At 54.2% G+C, this 19,511-nt stretch carries 13 protein-coding genes; 2 read left to right on the top strand and 11 right to left on the bottom strand.

The annotated features are described in order from the left end of the window. Window positions 1–387: 387 nt before the first annotated feature. Window positions 388–948 carry a helix-turn-helix domain-containing protein gene (locus RZ35_RS16935; RefSeq protein ID WP_026742665.1) on the top strand — a complete coding sequence of 187 codons (561 nt, stop codon included), beginning with the start codon at window positions 388–390 and terminating at the stop codon, window positions 946–948. A gap of 412 nt (window positions 949–1,360) precedes the next feature. On the opposite strand, the gene RZ35_RS07030 is transcribed toward RZ35_RS16935, so the two are convergent. From RZ35_RS07030 to RZ35_RS07020, 3 genes are all read right to left on the bottom strand, one after another. After that, the gene (locus RZ35_RS07030) at window positions 1,361–2,227 is read right to left on the bottom strand and encodes an ABC transporter permease (protein WP_026742664.1); all 867 of its coding nucleotides are present in this window, start codon (window positions 2,225–2,227) and stop codon (window positions 1,361–1,363) included. A gap of 30 nt (window positions 2,228–2,257) precedes the next feature. Beyond that, the gene (locus RZ35_RS07025) at window positions 2,258–3,133 is read right to left on the bottom strand and encodes an ABC transporter ATP-binding protein (RefSeq protein WP_051625499.1); all 876 of its coding nucleotides are present in this window, start codon (window positions 3,131–3,133) and stop codon (window positions 2,258–2,260) included. 119 nt (window positions 3,134–3,252) lie between these two features. Then, on the bottom strand, window positions 3,253–4,251 hold the full coding sequence (locus RZ35_RS07020) for an ABC transporter substrate-binding protein (protein WP_455709702.1): 999 nt from the start codon (window positions 4,249–4,251) through the stop codon (window positions 3,253–3,255). Window positions 4,252–6,050: 1,799 nt separating this feature from the next. On the opposite strand from RZ35_RS07020, the gene RZ35_RS07010 reads away from it, so the two are divergent. After that, window positions 6,051–9,917 carry a non-ribosomal peptide synthetase gene (locus tag RZ35_RS07010; protein WP_026742661.1) on the top strand — a complete coding sequence of 1,289 codons (3,867 nt, stop codon included), beginning with the start codon at window positions 6,051–6,053 and terminating at the stop codon, window positions 9,915–9,917. A 201-nt stretch (window positions 9,918–10,118) separates the two neighbouring features. Here RZ35_RS07010 and RZ35_RS17265 read toward each other — a convergent pair whose 3' ends face one another. The 8 genes from RZ35_RS17265 to RZ35_RS06975 form a co-directional block, all read right to left on the bottom strand. Next, window positions 10,119–10,271 carry a DUF2474 domain-containing protein gene (locus RZ35_RS17265; protein ID WP_071999765.1) on the bottom strand — a complete coding sequence of 51 codons (153 nt, stop codon included), beginning with the start codon at window positions 10,269–10,271 and terminating at the stop codon, window positions 10,119–10,121. Between the two features lie 18 nt (window positions 10,272–10,289). Continuing rightward, window positions 10,290–11,297 carry a cytochrome d ubiquinol oxidase subunit II gene (gene cydB / locus RZ35_RS07005; protein WP_026742660.1) on the bottom strand — a complete coding sequence of 336 codons (1,008 nt, stop codon included), beginning with the start codon at window positions 11,295–11,297 and terminating at the stop codon, window positions 10,290–10,292. A gap of 1 nt (window position 11,298) precedes the next feature. Next, window positions 11,299–12,720, bottom strand: a complete 1,422-nt coding sequence (locus tag RZ35_RS07000) for a cytochrome ubiquinol oxidase subunit I (protein ID WP_026742659.1) — start codon at window positions 12,718–12,720, stop codon at window positions 11,299–11,301. 366 nt (window positions 12,721–13,086) lie between these two features. Beyond that, complete coding sequence (locus tag RZ35_RS06995) at window positions 13,087–14,220, bottom strand: MFS transporter (RefSeq protein WP_455709701.1); 1,134 nt, start codon at window positions 14,218–14,220, stop codon at window positions 13,087–13,089. A gap of 40 nt (window positions 14,221–14,260) precedes the next feature. Further along, a complete protein-coding gene (locus RZ35_RS06990; RefSeq protein ID WP_026742658.1) occupies window positions 14,261–14,845 on the bottom strand; it encodes a hypothetical protein in 585 nt (194 codons plus the stop codon). A gap of 16 nt (window positions 14,846–14,861) precedes the next feature. Then, window positions 14,862–16,142, bottom strand: a complete 1,281-nt coding sequence (locus tag RZ35_RS18180; RefSeq protein WP_455709700.1) for a chorismate mutase family protein — start codon at window positions 16,140–16,142, stop codon at window positions 14,862–14,864. 44 nt (window positions 16,143–16,186) lie between these two features. Beyond that, complete coding sequence (pabB, locus tag RZ35_RS06980) at window positions 16,187–18,187, bottom strand: aminodeoxychorismate synthase component I (protein WP_026742657.1); 2,001 nt, start codon at window positions 18,185–18,187, stop codon at window positions 16,187–16,189. Then, a complete protein-coding gene (locus RZ35_RS06975) occupies window positions 18,180–18,812 on the bottom strand; it encodes an anthranilate synthase component II (RefSeq protein WP_051625496.1) in 633 nt (210 codons plus the stop codon). Before RZ35_RS06975 ends, pabB begins: the two co-directional genes overlap by 8 nt. Between the last annotated feature and the right edge of the window lie 699 nt (window positions 18,813–19,511).

Genomic DNA, 19,511 nt, shown 5'->3' with positions numbered 1-19,511 from the left:
TTCCGCCCCAGAGCGCACAAAGAGGGCTAAGGTGAGTAAAAATCGCTCTAATGTGACCATTCAAGACCGGGCGACGACGATGGCTGTCGCTCCGAATTCAACCCAGTGAAACACACAATCCGTTGATAGAGTGAGGAAATCGAAGAGGAGATAAAATTCAGATTTAGCAATGGATAAACGCACAAATAATATGCGGCCAGAAAGTTAATTTGATAGGTAATAAGAGAGCAGACCAGTAAAGTCCAGATTTAACCTACCATAATTTTTGTTAAGTGCTATGGTTTATGAGAATTGCTTAAACGATAAAAATTCATACTGTTCGATTTAGCCACATTAAAAACGGCTTTACTTGGTTTCTATTGCTTGCGGTATGGGGGTGGTATAACAATGGACTACGTGTTCCTGGTTGAGAATGAAATCATTTCTTATTCTTTACAGAATATCATTATCAGTAAAATAATGACGGATAGCGATAGGTGTTTTGTCGCCGAGGATATCTGTGATTTAGTCAACAATTTGCAGCAAGAAAAAGAGCAGGTATTTCTCATCGAAGTATTGCACGACTCTTCCATCATCTCTTCGCTGGTTGACGTAATAAAATACATCAACAGCAATAACAAGATTGTCATCTTCAAAGACAGTCAGCCTGACCGGATGTTTCGCTATATCAATTACGATGCGATTATCGATCTGAAAAGTCCGGTTGTTGAAATCATCGCCAAGATACAAGACGTCACAAGCCATGACTCAGGTCCGTCATGGGATGTACAGCTGCAAAAACTCTCTCCCAGAGAGCAACTGGTGCTTCAGTATCTGTTGAAAGGAAAAAGCAACAAAGAAGTGTCTGGTCTTTTATGTTTGAGCGAAAAAACAATCAGCTGCCACAAACAAAGCATGCTGCGAAAGCTTAATATTAAAAGTATCATGGAAGCGTCTCAGCGTAGATGATTATTCATAGTGCTTTGTGAGCTTTTTATTCGAATCGTTAACTGCTTATATTTATACGTTCGCAAATAAAATGTTTTGCTCTCGGTATCAAATAACTCACGTTGTTTATCTGAATTGAACTTTTATTTACAATGTTTTTATAAACGTGAAAAATATTATAACCCGATATTATCCAATCTATTGGATGAGTGTTTTTATCTATTTCATGACTAGATTAATGATGTTGAAATAGTTAACTAGCAAAATGTTATGGTGCCACTTAATCTTTCAAATCATGCCCGGTTGTAATATGCAGTGAAGAATGAATGGGTCTCCCAGGTCTTATTCATACATAAAGAAAAGAGCCTTTGCCTTTGCCCGTTTCAAAGGGCAGTACGCCGACGAAATATCCTCGTCGGCGTACTGCATATCGCTAGCGTTGCATCCCCCAGCGTTTGATCGTGACCCGTTCTATGGTGGCGAAGATCAGCGTTTCCACAAGCAGCCCGATGATAATGACCGATGCCAGTCCGGCGAAGACCCGGTCGGTATACAGTTCGTTGCGGTTCTGGAAAATGTACCAGCCCAGTCCGCCTTGTCCGCTGGATGCGCCAAAGACCAGTTCGGCGGCGATGAGCGTACGCCAGGCGAAAGCCCAGCCGATTTTGAGACCGGAGAGAATAGAAGGCAGTGCCGCCGGGATCAGAATGTGCCAGACGTAACGTAATCCCCTCAGCCCATAATTACGCCCGGTCATCCTCAATGTTTCCGAGACGCCGAGAAAGCCTGAATAGGTATTCAGCGCCATCGGCCACAGCACCGAATGTATCAGCACGAAAATCAAACTTTGTGTACCTAGCCCGAACCACAGCAGCGCTAGCGGTAACAGCGCGATAGCGGGCAGAGGGTTCAACATGGAGGTCAGCGTGGAGAGCAGATCGCGCCCCAGACGGGTGGAGACCGCCAGTGCGCTGAGCGCCAGAGCCAACGCGGTCCCAATCACATAGCCTTTGACCAGCGTACTCATGGAGATGGCGATCTTGGCGGGCAGTTCGCCGTTGCGAATATCCTCAATGAACGCCGCCGCCGCCTGAGTAAACGTCGGCAGCAGCAAATCATTATTTTGCCAGCGGGCGGCGCCCTCCCATAGCAATGCCAGCAAGATCAGCAATAGTGACTTGCGGACGGCGCCCTGATTCCACAGGCGGTTGCGCAACGGTAATGGCTGGGCGACGTTAATATCGGTCAGCGGTGCCAGCTCTCTCTGGTACTCCGGACGAACAGGGGGAAGTTGACTCATCATAAAACCTTTCATGTTAAGAGATAAAACTCAGCGCACGTGTTGTCCAGCCAGCGATTGAATAGGCGAGGGCGTTGAAGAGGTTGGCGCCGGAGCCACGGGATGACCCGTCGGAAACAGCAGATCGTGGATGCGCCGCGCCGCCGCCTGAAACTCTGTGCCGCCTTCATCGTGGTGAGAGAACTGATGACAATTGAGTTCGGCGCGCACACGTCCTGGATGGGGCGACAGCAAGAGAATGCGGTTACCGACGACCAGCGCTTCTTCAATCGAGTGGGTGACGAACAGCAGCGTGAAGCGTACCTCCTCCCATAGTTCCAGCAGCTCCTGCTGCATTTTGCGGCGTGTCAGCGCATCCAGCGCGGCAAACGGTTCGTCCATCAGGAGCACCTTCGGTTTCATCGCTAATGCGCGCGCTATCGCCACCCGCTGCTTCATGCCCCCGGACAGCGTATGCGGCCAGGCGTTGGCGAAGTCCGCCAGCCCCACTTTTTCCAGATAGTACATCGCCTGATCACGCGCCTCGACGGCGGACCGTTTGCCGGTCACGAGGAGTGGGAACTGCGTATTTTCCAACACCGTTTTCCACGGCGGCAGTTGGTCGAACTCCTGAAAGACCATCATCCGTTCCGGGCCAGGCTGCGAGATGGCTTTTCCTTCCAACAGGATGCGGCCATCGACGGGCGGCAGAAAACCGCCGACGGCCTTCAACAGGCTGGATTTACCGCAGCCGGAAGGGCCGAGCAAGATAAAGCGTTCGGCGGGGAAGATATCGAAGCTCACGTCATGGGTGGCGCGCACCCGGCGTTCGCGAGTGGCGTATTCCAGTCCGACGTTCTCCACTTGCAGCAGTGGCACATCGGGGCGGAGCGTGGCGTCACGATCCTGCGATAAATGTTCAGACATCTTGGTTTCCTCTCGTTGTTGTCCATCGCCAGTGAGGATGACGATGGCGCTCCGTCGGCGCGTGAACGTCCGCTAAACCCGAAGGGTCGTTAAGCCGTAGATCTACGCGCCGTCGGCATTCAGCTTCCCGAATCGATGTGCGGGTCGTCGAAGAAATAATCCTTAACCGACACAGGATTGTTTTTCAGCGCGCCAACGCGGTACATGAACTGGCCCAAAGACAGCGTGTTTTGCGGCGTGATGCTGAATTTGGATTCAGGACTCTTGAGAATGCTCAGCAACAGCTTGCGGTCGATTTTTGACTTGGTGATGCGAATGAAAGAGTCTGCCGCCGCTTCAGGATTTTGGGTGGTGAAGTCCGCCGCTTCGGCCAGCGCATCGACGAAGATCTTGTAAGTGCGAGGATTCTCTTGGCGGAATTTTTCTGTGGTGTAAAGCACCACCGGCGACGTCGGACCGCCCTGCACGTCATAAGAGTTCAGGACGATGTGCGCCTTGGGATTGCCTGCCAGCTCTTGCTCTTGGAAAGGGGCGTTGGCGAAGTGAGCGGAAATTTCCGTGCCGCCGCTGATAATGGCGGCGGTGGCGTCCGGATGCGGCACTGCGACCTGCAGCTTATCCAGACGGTTGAACGCCTTATCGCCCCAAAGTTCGGCCGAAGCCGCCTGCAGGAAGCGAGATTGTAACGAGACGCCGACGGCCGGAACGGCGATGCGATCTTTATCGGTAAAGTCGGCGATGGTTTTGACGTTGGGGTTAGTGCTGATGAGATAGTAGGGGAAGCTGCCGGTGGCGAGCACGGCCTTCACGTTCTGACGATTTTTGGTGCGATCCCACAGGGNAAACAGGGGGGCGATACCCGCGCCGGCGATATCCACCGATCCTGACAGCAACGCATCATTCACCGCTGCGCCGCCCGAGAGTTGCAGATAGTCCACTTTGACGTCCAGTCCTTCGGCCTTGGCATGTTTCTCTATCAGCTGCTTATCCTGCGCCACGTTTAGCAGCAGGTAGACAATGCCGAATTGCTGTGCGATGCGCAGCTGACCCTCCGCCTGAGCTTGCATGGGGAATGTGAGCGCTGACGTCAACAGCGCGGCGAAAGTCGTTAACCCCATGACAATGCGGGGAAACCGCCTGGTGGAGCGAGGGGAACTCTTCTGGTGTCTCATACTTTATTTCCATTAAAAAAGTGTTATGCCCTTGGCCAGATCTCTCCGTTTACAACGGCACAGACTGTCTAAAATAGCGATGGCGAAAGTCATTATTGAGTCGTCGTCGTGCCAACGACTGTCATTTTATTCAGTCAGTGACTCTGGCCGGCCTGAGAATTTTAAATAAATGTTTTTATTACTTTAGTTTAATATACCCGCTTTTATCAGGGTATAAGGCGAAGCATAAGTGACCCTTTCCTGCTCGCTAAATCGCGTTTTGTAATAAGCTAGAGGCAATGGTTATTTCACGAATAAACGGCATCACTGTCAGTTAATAATACAAATAATTTATCTTTTTTAATTGCTTAATCATTTTTATATGCCGAATGAAAAAACAAAATTTAAAACATAAGATATTGATTTATATGTATTTTTATTTACAGATCTTCGTCAGCATGAAATAAACCATGCAATTAGAGCGTCGCGATAATCGCAATACCGAACTATTTGCTTATTTTGATTTTAATTATCTATATTTCATCATTAGCCATTACCACAAGCTTATCCTGGAAAAAAATCGCACACCGGTAGCCAAAATACTTTACCGAGAGACGTCTACGAAAAAAAAGAAAGGAATGCATGTAATAAGCAGGGCGACATCCGCGTCAATCAGGCCCACTTTTCGGCGCGTCAATTTTTGGGTTCAGCGTTTTGAGAGAGCGTTAGCGCCTGACCTGATGTCGTCTTCACGTTGAGGGACAAGGCTCATTATCTCTGACAGACGTATGTTTTCTCTCTATTTCTATAATGGCGAACCGTCCAGACGGTAAGGGGCTATCCCATTAATGATGAACAACAATCTTCTCGCAAATTGTTTCCACAAGAAAAATAAAAGCCGCCTTTTAATCAGTCTACGGTCCGGGACTATTTACATTACTTTGATAATGCAAGAAGCCATTAGGATGTGAATGACCCCTGAATATTTCAATTGAATAATAACAAGCGGGGAAGAGTTAATACTCATCGATGAAGGCTATATATAAAATGGATTTGTGGGGAATTAAGTCGTTATCCATGCCAGTTATTTGTAGATTGCATGATGTTATCTTAATTTAAGGGGATTGTTTCGCTGCGTTATTTAAATGACAAATGTAACTCAATATAAATAACGACACACTCTACCTGATTAATATTCAAGCTAAGCAACAAGGGTTATTAAAAATACAACGTAGAGAAAAAATTATAACTAGCCGTTTTTTTAAAATTTTCTTTCCGTTAGTGCTGATTAATTATTCTCCGCTGTTTAGGTATTGTGTGATTAAAGTTATGTTTTTATTGGTTTTATTGCTATGCAGTATGCGGTTTTAAACTAGTTTATCCGGGTGGCAATTAGATGTGGTTAATATTAATTCATAGGTGTTTCCATAATAAAATTATCTTTTTTAATACGCGATCCCCCAATATGGATGTTTATTTGAAAGAGCCAAAAAATAAATGACGGCGATACTTTGGTCAGACGTTTTATTTGCTCTTGCTTAATTAAGTTTTTTATATCTATCATAGAAAAATAAAATGAAAGATCATTTATTCTTACCCTTTGGGTATTATTATCTATTAGATTTCCTCGTGAAATTATTGCACCGGGTCGATAACTCCATGGTTATTAAGCTACGTCAGTGGCGAAAATGTAGACTCGTTAAAACTTCTCAGTCGTAGAAATTAACGAGTGGAATCTGCGTGGTAATTAGAAAGAGGAATGTTTTATGCCTGAAAAGGAACCCTGTCCACTGAGCGCTGCCCAACAGGAAGTTTGTTTCGCTATCGCAAAAGCTGAACATAATCTGAATTATCATTTATGTGACGTGCTTGAGTTCAAAGGGCAGCTTAATCGTGATTTGCTCATTCAAGCGATTAATACCGTGTGCCGCGAAGTCGATACCACGCACACTCAATTCGAAATCGACCCCGCATCGGGGCAATACGTGCAATATGTCGTGCCTTGCCAGACACACGCTTACGTGCAATATGTTGATCTTTCCACCGAACTCGACCCTGAACCGGCCTATCAATTGCTCCTCGACAATCTCCTGGGGCGAGATATGGACCTGGCTCACGCGCCACTCATCCGCTACTGCCTGGTCAAAATAGCCAATGACCAGCATCGCCTGATAGAGATGGGAACGCACTTGATCCTTGACGGTTATAGTCATGGGATATTGTTCCGACTGCTGGCGGAACATTACGGGCAGCTGCTGCGCAATGAAACTCCCGCCCCACTGGTGCTGGAGCCGTTAAAACGGGTGCATGAAGTGGAGCAGGCTTATCGTGAAAGTCCTTCTTACATTAAGGATCAAGCCTATTGGCGCGATTATTGTCTGGCTTTACCGGAAGTCACGCAGCTGGTGCCAGGCAATGTGCCGCTGACTAAGCTCAACCGCCTGCGGAAGCGTTACACCGGGGAAAATTTGGATCGTCTTAGAACCCTCGCCTCGGTCAACTATCCGGAGTTACGTTTATCAAGCATCCTCATCGCGGTGTGCGCCGCCTACCTGCATAAAATGACGGGGCAGGACGAACTGGTTGTGGGCATGCCGGTCGCCGCCCGAAAAGCGAAAGCGCTGCGCAACATCCTGTCGATGGTGGCCAACATTCTGCCGTTACACATCTCTTTCTCTGCCGACTCCACGATAATTTCCGTCGCGACGGCTATTCAGCGGCAGCTGCGCCNCCATTTGTTACATCAGAATTACCGTTCCGAATCGATGATCCGCGATCTTTACGCCGAGCGCGGGCACAAACCCCTGTTCAACACGTTAATCAATGTGATTGCCTATGACCAGAGCGCCCACTTCGACGGCTGTGAGATGTCGGTGGATAACGTGGCCTGTGGGCCGGTAGAGCATCTGAGCTTCAATATTTTCGACCGTAACAGCGACGGTCACCTGGACTTTGGGTTCGACGCCAACGCGGATTTGTATCCGATGGACGGGTTGGCGTTGTCTTACCAGCGGCTGATTTCTCTGCTGGAGCAGTTTGTGGACGCGCCGGAGTCGCGGGTAGCGGATTTTGATCTGTTATTACCCGGAGAGCGTGAACGTGTCTACCCGCTGCCGCCCCGTCCGGATGCGCTGCCGTTGTTCCCCGAAACGTTTGCCAAGACCGTACGGTCTTATGCCAATGAGATTGCGTTGGTACAAGATAAACGTCAGGTCAGCTACGCCGAGCTGGATGAGGCTTCCAACCGCCTGGCCGCGCATCTGCGGGAGCGGGGCATCCGCCCCGGCGACGATGTGGCGGTGATTGTCGCCCGCAGCGTCGAGTGGGTGGTGACGATGGTCGCGCTGTTCAAACTGGGCGCCTGCTACATTCCTATCGTGCCTGAGTTGCCGGAAGGTCGTATCAGCTACATTCTTGACGATGCGAAACCCGCCGCTGTGATAGTGGTATCGGACAGTCCGCTGAACGCCGACGTCGACCCGACCATCATGCTGCATCTGACGGCGGAGAGTCTGGCTGCACTGCCGCCAGCGACGCATCCTCTGGATCGGTTCGATCCGTCCACGCTGGCCTACCTGATCTATACCTCCGGCTCGACCGGCAAACCGAAAGGGGTGGAAGTCACCCATCGTAACCTGGTGTCGATCGCCGGTTCGGCGATGGCTGCGGCGGCATTCCAGCCCGGCGTTCGAGTGTTGCAGTTTATCGCGGCGGGCTTCGATATGTCGGTACTGGAAATCTTCATGACGCTGCTTTCCGGCGCGACGCTGGTCATTGCGGACAAGGTCTCCGCCACGCCGGGTCGGGCGTTGGCGTCGCTGATCAAGTGCAAAAACATTCATGCGCTGGTCATGACGCCCAGTTTACTGGCTTATCACCAGACGGAGGATTTCCCGCAGGGTATGACGCTGCTGCTAGGGGGCGAATCCTGTACGTTGGCGCTGTTGGCGCGCTTCTCCCACTGTCGTTTGCTTAACGTCTACGGCCCGACGGAAACCTCGTTCGCCACCTCGATTAACGCCCATTACGGCGCTGCCGATCTCTCGATTGGCGACCCTACGGCCAATACTCGTCTCTATGTCGTGGACCGGAATCAGCGCTTGCTGCCGCCGGGCGCCTGGGGTGAGCTATATATCGCGGGGCCGGGCGTCGCCAGAGGTTACCGCAACCGCCCAGACCTGACGGCCGAGGGATTTGTCCCCGACCTGCTGGACCCCGAACGCAGAATGTACCGGGCGGGAGACCGCGTATTCTTCGACCATCGCGGACTCATCCACTATCAGGGCCGTAAAGATAATCAGGTCAAGCTGCGCGGTCTGCGCATCGAGCTGGATGAAATCAAAAACGCGTTGCTGAGCTGCCAAGGGGTGGAAGATGCGGTGGCGATGCTGAAGGAGCTGGCCTACGGCCCGGCGATCGTGGCTTACGTTGCCAACAGCCAGCTAGAGCTTGACAGCGAAACCCTGAAGCTGGCTGTCGGTCGTCAATTGCCTCAGTATATGGTCCCCAGCGTGATTATGGTGGTCGAGTCTTTCCCGCTGACGCCCAATGGCAAGCTGGCCGTCCGGGCGCTTCCCGCGCCTATCATGCAGGACAAGGTTGAGCTGTCGCCGCCGCGCACACCGGAAGAGGAGTCGCTGTGCCGCCTGTTCGCCACCATCCTCGAGTGCGACAGAGTCTACGCCAACCAGAACTTCTTTACGCTCGGAGGCCATTCGCTGCTGGGGCTACAGCTGATTAATCTGATCCGCGACGAGTTTGGCGTGCAGCTAGGCATCACCGATTTTCTCTCCTCGCCGACGCCGCGACAGCTGGCGCAACGACTCAGAATCGCTGGCTGCGCCGCAGACCCGTTCGATCCTATTCTGCCGTTGCGCACGACGGGGGATCGTCCACCGCTGTTTTGCTTCCACCCCGGCGGCGGGATCGGCTGGGCCTTCGCCGGTCTGCTGCCTTATCTGCCGGACGACCAGCCGGTCTACGCGTTACAGTCGCCTATCCTCCAGGATCCGTCGCGCGTCATTCATTCCATTGATGAAATGGCGGTTGACTATCTGCGACGCATCCGGACGATCCAGGCGCACGGCCCGTATCAGCTGGCCGGGTGGTCGGTCGGCGGCAACGTCGCGCTACGCGCCGCCAATCTGCTGCAAGCGGCGGGCGAGGAAGTCAGCTTCCTGACCATGTTCGACAGCTACCCGCTGCAACACGGCAGAGCGTCCTTGCGGCTGGATGACGAGACCATCATTACACGGATGACTCGCGCTATCTCCGGGGCGGCGCGTGGCGGAATGAAAGGGCTGAAGAGTGCGATGGAGGAGGCGATTGGAGACCGCAGTATCCACGAAACGTTCCTGACGCGTCTGATCGGCGACGCCACACTGATGCTCGATTTGCTGGAAAAATGTCGATATCAGCCGTTTCATGGCGACCTGCTGTTTATCCGCGCCTCGACCGATATTTTGAGATCTGAGGAGCAGCAGCCGGAGCTGTGGCGCCCGTACGTCACGGGGAAACTGATTCAGTATGATGTGGAAGCGACGCACGAATGCCTGCTGCAACGCCAGTATCTGCAACAATTTGGGCGTCAGTTCGCCGACGAGCTGTTAAAACGTCAGAATTGTACCGCCTGAGCCTCTCAGGCAATGCAACACTTTGATTATCGTCGTTCAGGTCAGAACGATCTGAGCGGCAAGATTTTTCATCGTTCGCCAGGGAAAGACACATAGGGCGACGGACCCGCTCTCCTCTCCGTCAGTCAATAAATTCGGTCATTGCGCCGTCACAAAGCCCCAGGCTCCGACGATTCTCGCCGGAGCCTGGGGCTTTTCCCATTAGTGGCTCTTCATTCCTGCCGCAGTCATCATCATGCGAAACAGCAGCGAGACCACGCCTAACGCCAGAATACTTCCCGACCAGATAAGCACCATCCACAGCAGTCGCTGCCACAACGGCGCACGGGGGGGAGCGGTGTTGGTTTCAGCCATAATGCCTCCGCAATTCTGTTAGTGATAACCCGCATCCGGTTTGATTTTTCCCCGGAAGACGTAATAGCTCCAAAAGGTATAGATCAAAATGATCGGGATGATGATCAGCGCGCCGACCAGCATAAAGCGCTGGCTCTCTGGGGGGGCGGCGGCATCCCACAGCGTAATGGACGGGGGAATGAGGTGCGGCCAGATACTGATGCCGAGACCGCTCAAACCCAGAAAGACCAGCCCCAATGTCAGCAGAAACGGCGCGTAGTGGGCATGTCCTTTCACCGCGCGGACAATTCCCCACGAACAGGCCAATACCAGCAGAGGCACCGGCGAAAAATAGAGCAGGTTCGGCATCACGAACCATCGGGCGGCGATAGCGCGATGCTCAAGCGGCGTCCAGAGGCTGATGATGGCGAGAATGACCAGCAGCGCGGCCACCAGCGGGATCGCCAGCGCGGACATTTTGCGATGCAGTTCATGCTCGGTTTTCATGATCAGCCACGTGCAGCCCAGCAGCGCATAGGCGACGACGAGACCGATGCCGCAGAATAGCGAAAATGGCGACAGCCAACCCAACGCCGGACCGCTATAGGTGCGATCCGTGACGGCGAATCCGTTGAGAAACGCGCCGACGACCACCCCTTGACTGAAGGTGGCGAGCAGGGAGCCGGCGATAAATGATTTATCCCAGAAAGGGCGGTGAGCGGGGGTCGCCTTAAAGCGAAATTCGAAGGCGACGCCGCGGAATATCAGCCCAATCAACATGGCCGTCAACGGTATGGCGAGCGCATCGATAATCACGGCGTACGCCAGCGGAAATGCGCCGAACAGCGCCGCGCCGCCCAGCACCAGCCAGGTTTCGTTGCCATCCCACACCGGGGCGACCGTGTTGACCATCATGTCGCGCTCGCCGGCATCCTGATTAAAGGGAAACAGGATGCCAATGCCGAGATCGAAGCCATCCATCACGATGTACATGAGGGTGGCGAACACGATGATGGCGAACCAGATAAATGGAAGATCGATAGCCACGTTATTTCCCCTCTTCGGACGTTAACGGTTCACGTGTGGCCGACAATGGTCTTGACGGCGTTTGCGGTTTGCCCGGTCCGCCTTCCGGCGTATGGGTGCCTTCACCCGGCTGAGGTCCTTTTTTGATCAAATGCATCATGTAGATGTAGCCGATGCCGAAGACCGAGCAATAGACCGCGATAAAGGCGAGCAGGCTGAGGCTCATGTGTAGATCGCCGTGCGCGGAAACCGCCGCCGAGGTGCGTTGAAGGCCGTAGACGACCCAGGGCTGACGGCCGATCTCCGTGGTGAACCAACCGGCAATAATGGCGATTAGTCCGGAAGGACCCATCAGCAACGTCAACCAAAGAAAAGGACGCGACTGATACAGGCGATGTTTAACGCGCAGCCACAGGCTGATCAGACCCGTCAGAATCATCAGCAGGCCCAGCGCCACCATGATTCGAAACGACCAGAACACCACTGCGGAATTAGGGCGGTCGGATTTAGGAAAACTTTTCAACGCCGGCACTTGTTTGTTCAGACTGTGCGTCAAGATCAGGCTGCCCAGATAAGGGATTTCCAGCGTATATTTCGTGCGTTCTTCGTTCATGTCAGGCAGGCCGAAGAGGATCAGCGGCGTGGCTTCTCCCGCCCGGTTTTCCCAGTGGCCTTCGATGGCGGCGATCTTGGCGGGTTGATATTCCAGCGTGTTGAGACCGTGCATGTCGCCCAGCATCGCCTGAACAGGCGCGACGATCAGCGCCATACACAGCGCCATCGACAGCATGGTGCGAATGGCCGGGGTATCGTTGCCGCGCAATAAATGCCATGCGGCCGAGGCACCGACGAAAAAAGCGGTGGAGAGAAAGGCCGCCGTGGTCATGTGCAACAGTCGGTAGGGGAAGGATGGATTAAAGATGACGGCAAACCAGTCGACCGGCACGATGACGGTATTAACGATCTGATATCCCTGCGGCGTATGCATCCAACTGTTCGACGCCAGTATCCAGAATGTGGACACCAGCGTTCCCAGCGCCACCATGCAGGTGGCGAAAAAATGCAGCCCTGGTCCGACGCGGTTCCAGCCGAACAGCATCACGCCGAGGAAACCGGCCTCCAGGAAAAAGGCGGTCAGCACCTCATAGGTCAGCAGCGGGCCGGTAATACTGCCCGCATACTCGGAAAAACCGCTCCAGTTGGTGCCGAATTGATAGGCCATGACCAGCCCAGAGACGACGCCCATACCAAAATTGACGGCGAAGACCTTCGACCAGAAATGATAAAGATCGCGATAGTCCTCGTTGCGAGTTTTGAGCCATAGCGCTTCCAGCACAGCCAAAAAGCTGGCCAAGCCGATAGTGATGGCGGGGAAAATAATATGAAAAGATACGGTGAACGCGAATTGTATCCTTGCAAGATGAAATGCATCTAATCCAAACATGTCTCGCCTCTTACTGAATGAACATCTCCGTTTCCTCCCTTTCGCCTGCGGCCCGGTGGTCAATATCCACACAAACCAAAGGGCAAAAGAGAGAGATAGCCTAATCTTAGGTCGGATTTGCCCATCCCGAGAGGTCAGCGTCCAAATATACAAATGCGTCTCGGTGGCGGGCGGTCAAACAGTGGTGAGAGTGGGGGGTAAAACGGGAGAACTCCTGACAGAGGCCAGGGAGAAATAGGCTGATTTTTAGCGGACTCTTTGTCTCAACTAACACTGAGCCGCTAGCGCGGGCAGGGACATGTTATTTCTTAAGACTCCCACCTCGTGAAGCATCATCGCTGCCGCTCTCCGGCGAGAGTTCCGTCGTCAGCGTGTTTTGCGCATTACGATCCCCGCCGGGATCAGCGCCAGGATCCCGATGATGCCTGCAATCAGCGCCAGCATTGAAACCCCGCCTCGCGCAATGAGGAGGCCGCCCAGCGCGCTACCGGCGCCGATGCCGATATAGATGACCGCGCTGTTGATCGCCAGCACCTGCTGGGACGCGGCGCCCGCCAGTCCCAGCAGCCGGTGTTGAATTGGAACCAGATACATATAGCTGACGATGCCCCAGCCCGCGCCGAGGGCGAGCGCGGCGACAGCCGAGNCCCGCAGTAGAACCAGCGCGACCAACCCAACCGTTTGCAGTGCGATGACGCTATTGAGCACTCCTCCCGGCCCCCAGCGATCGGTCATTAGCCCCGTGGCGATATTGCCAAGCACTGAGCCGAAGCCATAGGCCATCATCACCCAAGGCAGCACCGGCATATCGCCGAGATGCGTATTGGCCAGCAGGACGCTGATGTAGGCATACACGGTAAATTCCGACGTTACGACCAACAACGTGACGCAGAACAGCCCCCAGACGGCGGCGGGAAAACGGCGCGCTCCCGACGCGAATCGCTGCGCGTCGACCGGTCGGGCGTCGGTGGGGGCCAACAGTATCAACAGCAAGGCCAACGCCAGCGTGCCGAAGAACACAACGCTATAAAACGCCCAGCGCCAGTTCATGACATGTGACATCCAGGCAGTCAGCGGCACGCCCAGCGCCTGCGACATTGTCATGCCGCCGAAAATCAGCGACAGCGCGACGCCTTTTCGACCCGGAGGCATGCGCTGAGCGGCCATCGCGGTCGCCGTCGGCGTGAACATCGCCGCGCCCAAGGCGGACACCATGCGTCCGACCATCAAGACGCTGAAGGTCGGACTCAGGGCGCTTATCCCATTGCCTGCGATGAAGCAGGCCAGAGACAGCAGCAGCACCCGTTGAGGCGCCCACAGGCGAAATCCCCAGGCGCTCAGCGGCGCGAATGCGGCGTAGCAGAAAGCGGAAACGGATACCAGCCGGCCCGCGGTCGCGGGAGAGATCGCCAGATCGTCGGCGATGTCGTGCAGAGCGCCGATGGCGACGAAGGTATCCAGACCGATGGCGAACGCGCCGAAGGTCAACGCCAGCGGCATCAGCCGAGCGCGTTGCGAGTCGCCGGCGCGCGCATGAGGATCAGGAAACATGCTGCGGCGCGTTCAGCTCGGGATAAGGCATGGCGATGATCTCCCCTCGATAGCGCGCCCGCGGACCATATAGCAGCCATGTCGTGACGACTTCGCCGAAGGTTTCCAGAAGTTCGATGCGATCGGGGTTCTCGGTGGCGACGAAGGTGTAGGCCAGTCCCGCATCGTACTCGCCCGTCAGCAGTTTCGCCGCCACGACCGGTTTGGACGTTTCAAGGATAATCTCATCCCAGTCTTCGGGATGGATATAGCCCAGCGTAGGTTCCGGCAATGCCAAATGGCGCGGATGTTCGACGTCGCGACGTTTGAGCAACGCCAGGGACTGGGTGGGGAAAATAAAGGTATCCACGACAGGAAGTCGTTCGCGGTAGCGCTCAGTGACGATGTGCACCTGATGATGGGCGCTGCACTGTAGCAGGTAGGCATCGCCGTCATCGACGGCTTGTTGGCCTGCGGCCACGAGATCGTCGACCAGAATGATCTCCGCCTCCGCTACGTTCTGAAAGCGCAGGTAGTGCCGCAGGGCGTTTTCATGGCAGGTGCCGGTGGGACCCAGCGTGTAAATCCGTATCATGCGTCAGATCTCCTTCTCAGCGCGCCTGCGCAGCGCGATCGTTGTTAATGATATCGTCTTCCAACCGGCATGCCTCGTCGATAATGCGTTCGTACAGCGCAATCGCAAAGGCAGGGTCAAGCCCATGACTCGCCGCGCGTTCCGCGCACCGTTTCTTCACTATATCGACCCGGCCCGGCTGCATCATCGGGATGTCGTGCGTACGTTTATATGCGGCGACCTGTGTGCAGATATCAATACGCTGGGCGATCAGATGGATAATGGCATCGTCCAGCGCGTTGATCTTGACCCGGAAAGGCTCCAGCCCCCCAAGCGGACTCTGTGGCTGAGCGATGTCATTCTGAGCGCTAGAGCCGCTGAGGCCATCAGCCAGCGCGAAGGCGCAGTCGGACAGGGCGCTCATGCGATAGCCGCCTTCCTGTACGAAGCAAATCGGTACGTTGGCGGCGGCGAAACGCTCGCCTATCGCGAGGAAGATCTCGGGCGAGAGTCCCCAGATCCCATGAGGATCGCCCTCAATGATATCAAAGCCGACGCTGACGACCAGCGAGNGCGAGCCAGCCGAGATGGCGTCTGTCAGTGCGTCGTCCAGCGCGGCCAGATACGCGGAGGCATCGGGTGGGGTCTCAAATCCGATATAGCGATGCGCAGGATGGGACGGAACAATGGCGTGACGATAGGGAAAGGTCTTTTCACTTAACGCGTGCAGACTGTAAAAACGAATATCCGCATGATCCGACAGGACGTCGCTCGTCCCGTTGCCGNCGTGATGATCGATATCAATAACGCTCACCGGACCCAGTCCTTCGTCGGCCAGTGTGCGTGCGGCGACAGCCGCGTTGTTGAGATAACAGTAGCCGCCCAGAAAGTCCTTCCCGGCATGGTGACCCGGTGGGCGGCACAGCGCATAGGTATACTGGGCCTGATGTTGCGTCAGACCCCGCGCAGCAAGCAGGCTGACCACGGCTGAGGCTTCCGCCCGAGGATAGCAGTCGGGGTCCAGCAGCGTATTCTGCACGATGTCGGGCGCGGCGTAGCGTTGCGCCAGCTCCCGTGCATGAGCCGGATCCCGGGGCGGTTCGACGTGACGAAGTCCATCGAGGTAATGGGGATGGTGGAGTCGCGGCAGTAATGCTGTCAGCGTCATATTTGCCGCATTCTCCTCCTCCTGAGACGGCGAAGCGCAGGATACTCCTGGCTGACGAAGGAGTCCTTGGCCAATGAGGGCGGTTCGCTCGGACACTTCTTTGGAGGGGAGGAATCGGCCGTCCCCGGTAGCCAGTAGCGCGATGGGCATCGGCGCTGTTTCCGTGACCTGATAAATTTGCATGATTTTTGGTGTCATCCTTGGCGTCTCCTATAGCGTATACCGGCGCTGGCGTAGCCAGCGGCCTGATAAAATCGAGTCAGTTTCTCCAGCGCTGGATAGCCGTCCATCGGCAACGTGGCTTCTATCATCGGCCATCCCCGCGACTGCGCTTCGCGATCCACCTCGTCCAACAATCGTTGCCCCAGACCTGCCGCGCGGTAATCCTGGGCGACCCATAGTTCCTGCAAAATGCCGTATTCGCTGCTGGCGCGCAGCGCGTGCACCCGGGAGACGGTCGCCAACCCGATAATCGCCTGGCTGACGGGGTCTTCGATTAGATAGGCAAAGCCCAGATCGGGAGAGGCGGTGATGCGGATGGCGGCCTGGCGGGCGCCGTCGTGAGAAAACTGCGGCCCAGGTCCGCCTAGCTCCCGCAGTAGCTGATAGACCGCGTCCGTCATCGCCTGCGCGTCTTCCGGTTTGGCTAAACGCAGCAGCGGTTCTTCAGCGGGAGGCCTGACCGCATCGCTGAATTCACCTGCAATCGTGAAAGGCGCATCGACCTGACCGGTGACGGACTCGGCGATAGCGGCAAGCGGCGCCCGCGCTTTCAACAGGATTTCGTTGAACTCCGCGATAGGGTCGGACAGGGCGACGATAGCTCCCCCGCAGCCGACCGAAACGTGGTCAGGCGTACAGACGATGGTCCGGATGACGATGTTGAGATCTACGATGCCCGACAGTGAAAGGTAGCCGATGGCGCCGGAGTATATGCCGCGCGGAGCGTCTTCCAACGCGTCGATGATTTCCAGCGTACGAATCTTCGGCGCGCCGGTCATGGAGCCGCCGGGGAAACAGGACGCGATACAGCTGAGCGCGGTTTCATTGGCGCCAAGGCGGCCTTGAATGACGCTGACTAACTGATGAACGGTGCGGTAGCTTTCGATATGCATCAGGCTGGGGACGTTGACGCTGCCAGGCTCGCAAACGCGGCCAAGATCGTTGCGCATCAGATCGACAATCATGAGATTTTCGGCCCGGCTCTTCTCGTCCAGACGTAGCGCTTCGGCAATGGCGGCATCACGGGCGGGATCGTCGTCTCGCGGCGACGTTCCCTTGATAGGCTTAGTTTCTACGATGCCGTCGCGCTCGATGCGCAGAAAACGCTCGGGAGATGAGCAGGCCACCGCCAGTTCGCCGAAGCGTAAATATGCGGCATACGGCGCCGGGTTGCGGCGACGCAGTCGGCGGTACAGGTCAAGCGGGTCGACGTGGACCTGCGCGGAAATGTCATTGGTCAGACAGACTTCATACGTTTCCCCGGCGGTGATTTGTGCCAAACACGCTTCGATGTTTGCCAGATAGGTATCCCGGTCCTGGCGCAACGCAAAGTTCACCGGTGGAGAAGCGGCTCCCCCCGCGACGGGAGGGGCGGACGGCAGAAGGCTCACTGTTTGTTTCATCGCCTCGGCCCAGCCACGCGCCGCTTCCTCTTCCTGCGGGCGATAAACGGCCACGACATACAGCCGTTTTTCGACATGATCAAATGCCAAAAAGCGGGTGCAGAATAGAAACGCGGCGTTAGGATAAGGCGAAGGGGGCGATGAGACGTTGCAGGTCAGGGTTTTTAATTCATAGCCGAAATAGCCGACGTGGCCGCCGAGAAAGGGGATGTCGGGCAGCGTTTGCCGCGCGTCCAGAGCGAGTGAGGCTTGGCGACGTTCCAGATAATCGAAAATCGACAGCGTCAGCGTCTCTTCGCTGTTATCGACGGGCCGGAGAACTTGCACGGTCTGCCGTGGGGCATCGAAAAGCGTGATGTTGGCATCGTGGCCTGAGGCGTCCCCCATAAAAGACCAGCGCGACAGATGGGGAGCAATCAGGCTGCTGTCCAGCCAGAACGCGTAGTCGCTGTGGCCGTAAACGTTCACGAAAACGTCTTCGGCGTCGACGGTCAGCGGCAGCGGCTCGCACAGCAGCATGTAACATTCAGGGGAGGCGATCGTGGGGTCGCCGTCATGGGCTTTAAACATGTAAACCGTCCTTGTGTTGTCCTGTTTTTATCTGCAACGGGGCGATGTCGTCGGAGAGGAAGTTGTTGAAGATTTCTTGGCCATACTCTGAGCAGATTGACTCTGGGTGGAATTGAACGCCCCAATGCGGCTGGGTACGGTGCCGTAGCGCCATGACGATGCCGTCCTCCGTCTCTGCGATAAGTTCCAGCTCATCGGGCAAGGCGCTGTCGGCCACCAGCGAATGGTATCGGGTGACTTCGAAGGTCTCGGGTATTCCGCGGAACAATGGGGAGCCGTAATGACGAACGCGGCGGATGCGGCCATGCATCGGCTCTGGGGCCGCGATGACGCGACCACCGTGATGCAACGTCATACACTGGTGGCCCAGACAGACGCCGAGCACCGGTACATCGGCATAAGTCAGGATGTCCATCGAGCTGCCGACATCTCGTCGCTGATGCGGCGTGCCGGGTCCGGGGGAGAGGATAATACGCTCATGAGGAATTTTATTAATTTCACGCCAGGCGAGGGTATTTGGTAATACAAGAGCCTCCCGGCCATTCACCTCGCCAATCATTTGCGCGATATTGAATGTAAAACTATCGAAATTATCAATGATAATAACACTTTTCTGGTGACGCATCGTATATTCCTCCATGAAATTAGAAAATAGCGTGTTATCAGTCCGCATGGCATTGGTTCAGGTTTATATGGAAAAATAGATTGTTCTATTTCTCTATGATGAGTCTTTATCACGAAGAGAGTCATTAATCTAAGATTCTTCTCAGTCTTTCACTTATAAACTTTTCATGCAATGGAGTATTGCAGATCTCCCCGGTTAGAAACTTAGGGTTGGAGGAATTATGTGATCCAGTACGTAGTAATCACAAATAAATGAAAGAGTAATCACCGACAGTTTATTTGTTGGTTTTACAGTATTTTTTTGTTTTTAATCAGTCATATAGATCGTATTGTGCTTTGAATGTGTTAAGAGGATTAAAAGAATCACCCAATTCATACCACTTATTGAAAACGTTATGCTGAAAAATAGTTATTATTAAAGTTAGTTTATCTATTTATTTGTTGGCCTTTTTTAGGTGTAATCAAAAGATGATTTTTAGTCACGTTAAAAGTGAGTAAAAATAATATTTACTATCTTTTGTTGAGGCCGGTTAACACTTGGTTGGAGTGAGTGTTATCATTAAAAATAATGATTTCTTCATCTTTTAAGAGGGTTGAACGTATAAAAGAAGTCGCATCATATTTCACTTCGCCGGTACGCTGAGTTTTTTGTACACCAGAACTTATGATCCGGATTCGAACATTCTATCGGCTTTCTTGC

Source organism: Lonsdalea quercina subsp. quercina (assembly GCF_000688655.1).
Classification (GTDB): Bacteria; Pseudomonadota; Gammaproteobacteria; order Enterobacterales; family Enterobacteriaceae; genus Lonsdalea; species Lonsdalea quercina.
The sequence above is the reverse complement of the archived record's forward strand: the minus strand, read 5'-3'. Positions and strand labels throughout refer to the sequence as shown.

Bases quoted from the DNA above. Each gene is read 5' to 3' on its own strand.
- RZ35_RS06990 (WP_026742658.1), bottom strand. From the start codon at position 14,845: ATGATACGGATTTACACGCTGGGTCCCACCGGCACCTGCCATGAAAAC.
- RZ35_RS07025 (WP_051625499.1), bottom strand. From the start codon at position 3,133: ATGTCTGAACATTTATCGCAGGATCGTGACGCCACGCTCCGCCCCGAT.
- RZ35_RS06975 (WP_051625496.1), bottom strand. From the start codon at position 18,812: ATGCGTCACCAGAAAAGTGTTATTATCATTGATAATTTCGATAGTTTT.
- RZ35_RS16935 (WP_026742665.1), top strand. From the start codon at position 388: ATGGACTACGTGTTCCTGGTTGAGAATGAAATCATTTCTTATTCTTTA.
- RZ35_RS07030 (WP_026742664.1), bottom strand. From the start codon at position 2,227: ATGAGTCAACTTCCCCCTGTTCGTCCGGAGTACCAGAGAGAGCTGGCA.
- RZ35_RS17265 (WP_071999765.1), bottom strand. From the start codon at position 10,271: ATGGCTGAAACCAACACCGCTCCCCCCCGTGCGCCGTTGTGGCAGCGA.
- pabB (WP_026742657.1), bottom strand. From the start codon at position 18,187: ATGTTTAAAGCCCATGACGGCGACCCCACGATCGCCTCCCCTGAATGT.
- RZ35_RS07000 (WP_026742659.1), bottom strand. From the start codon at position 12,720: ATGTTTGGATTAGATGCATTTCATCTTGCAAGGATACAATTCGCGTTC.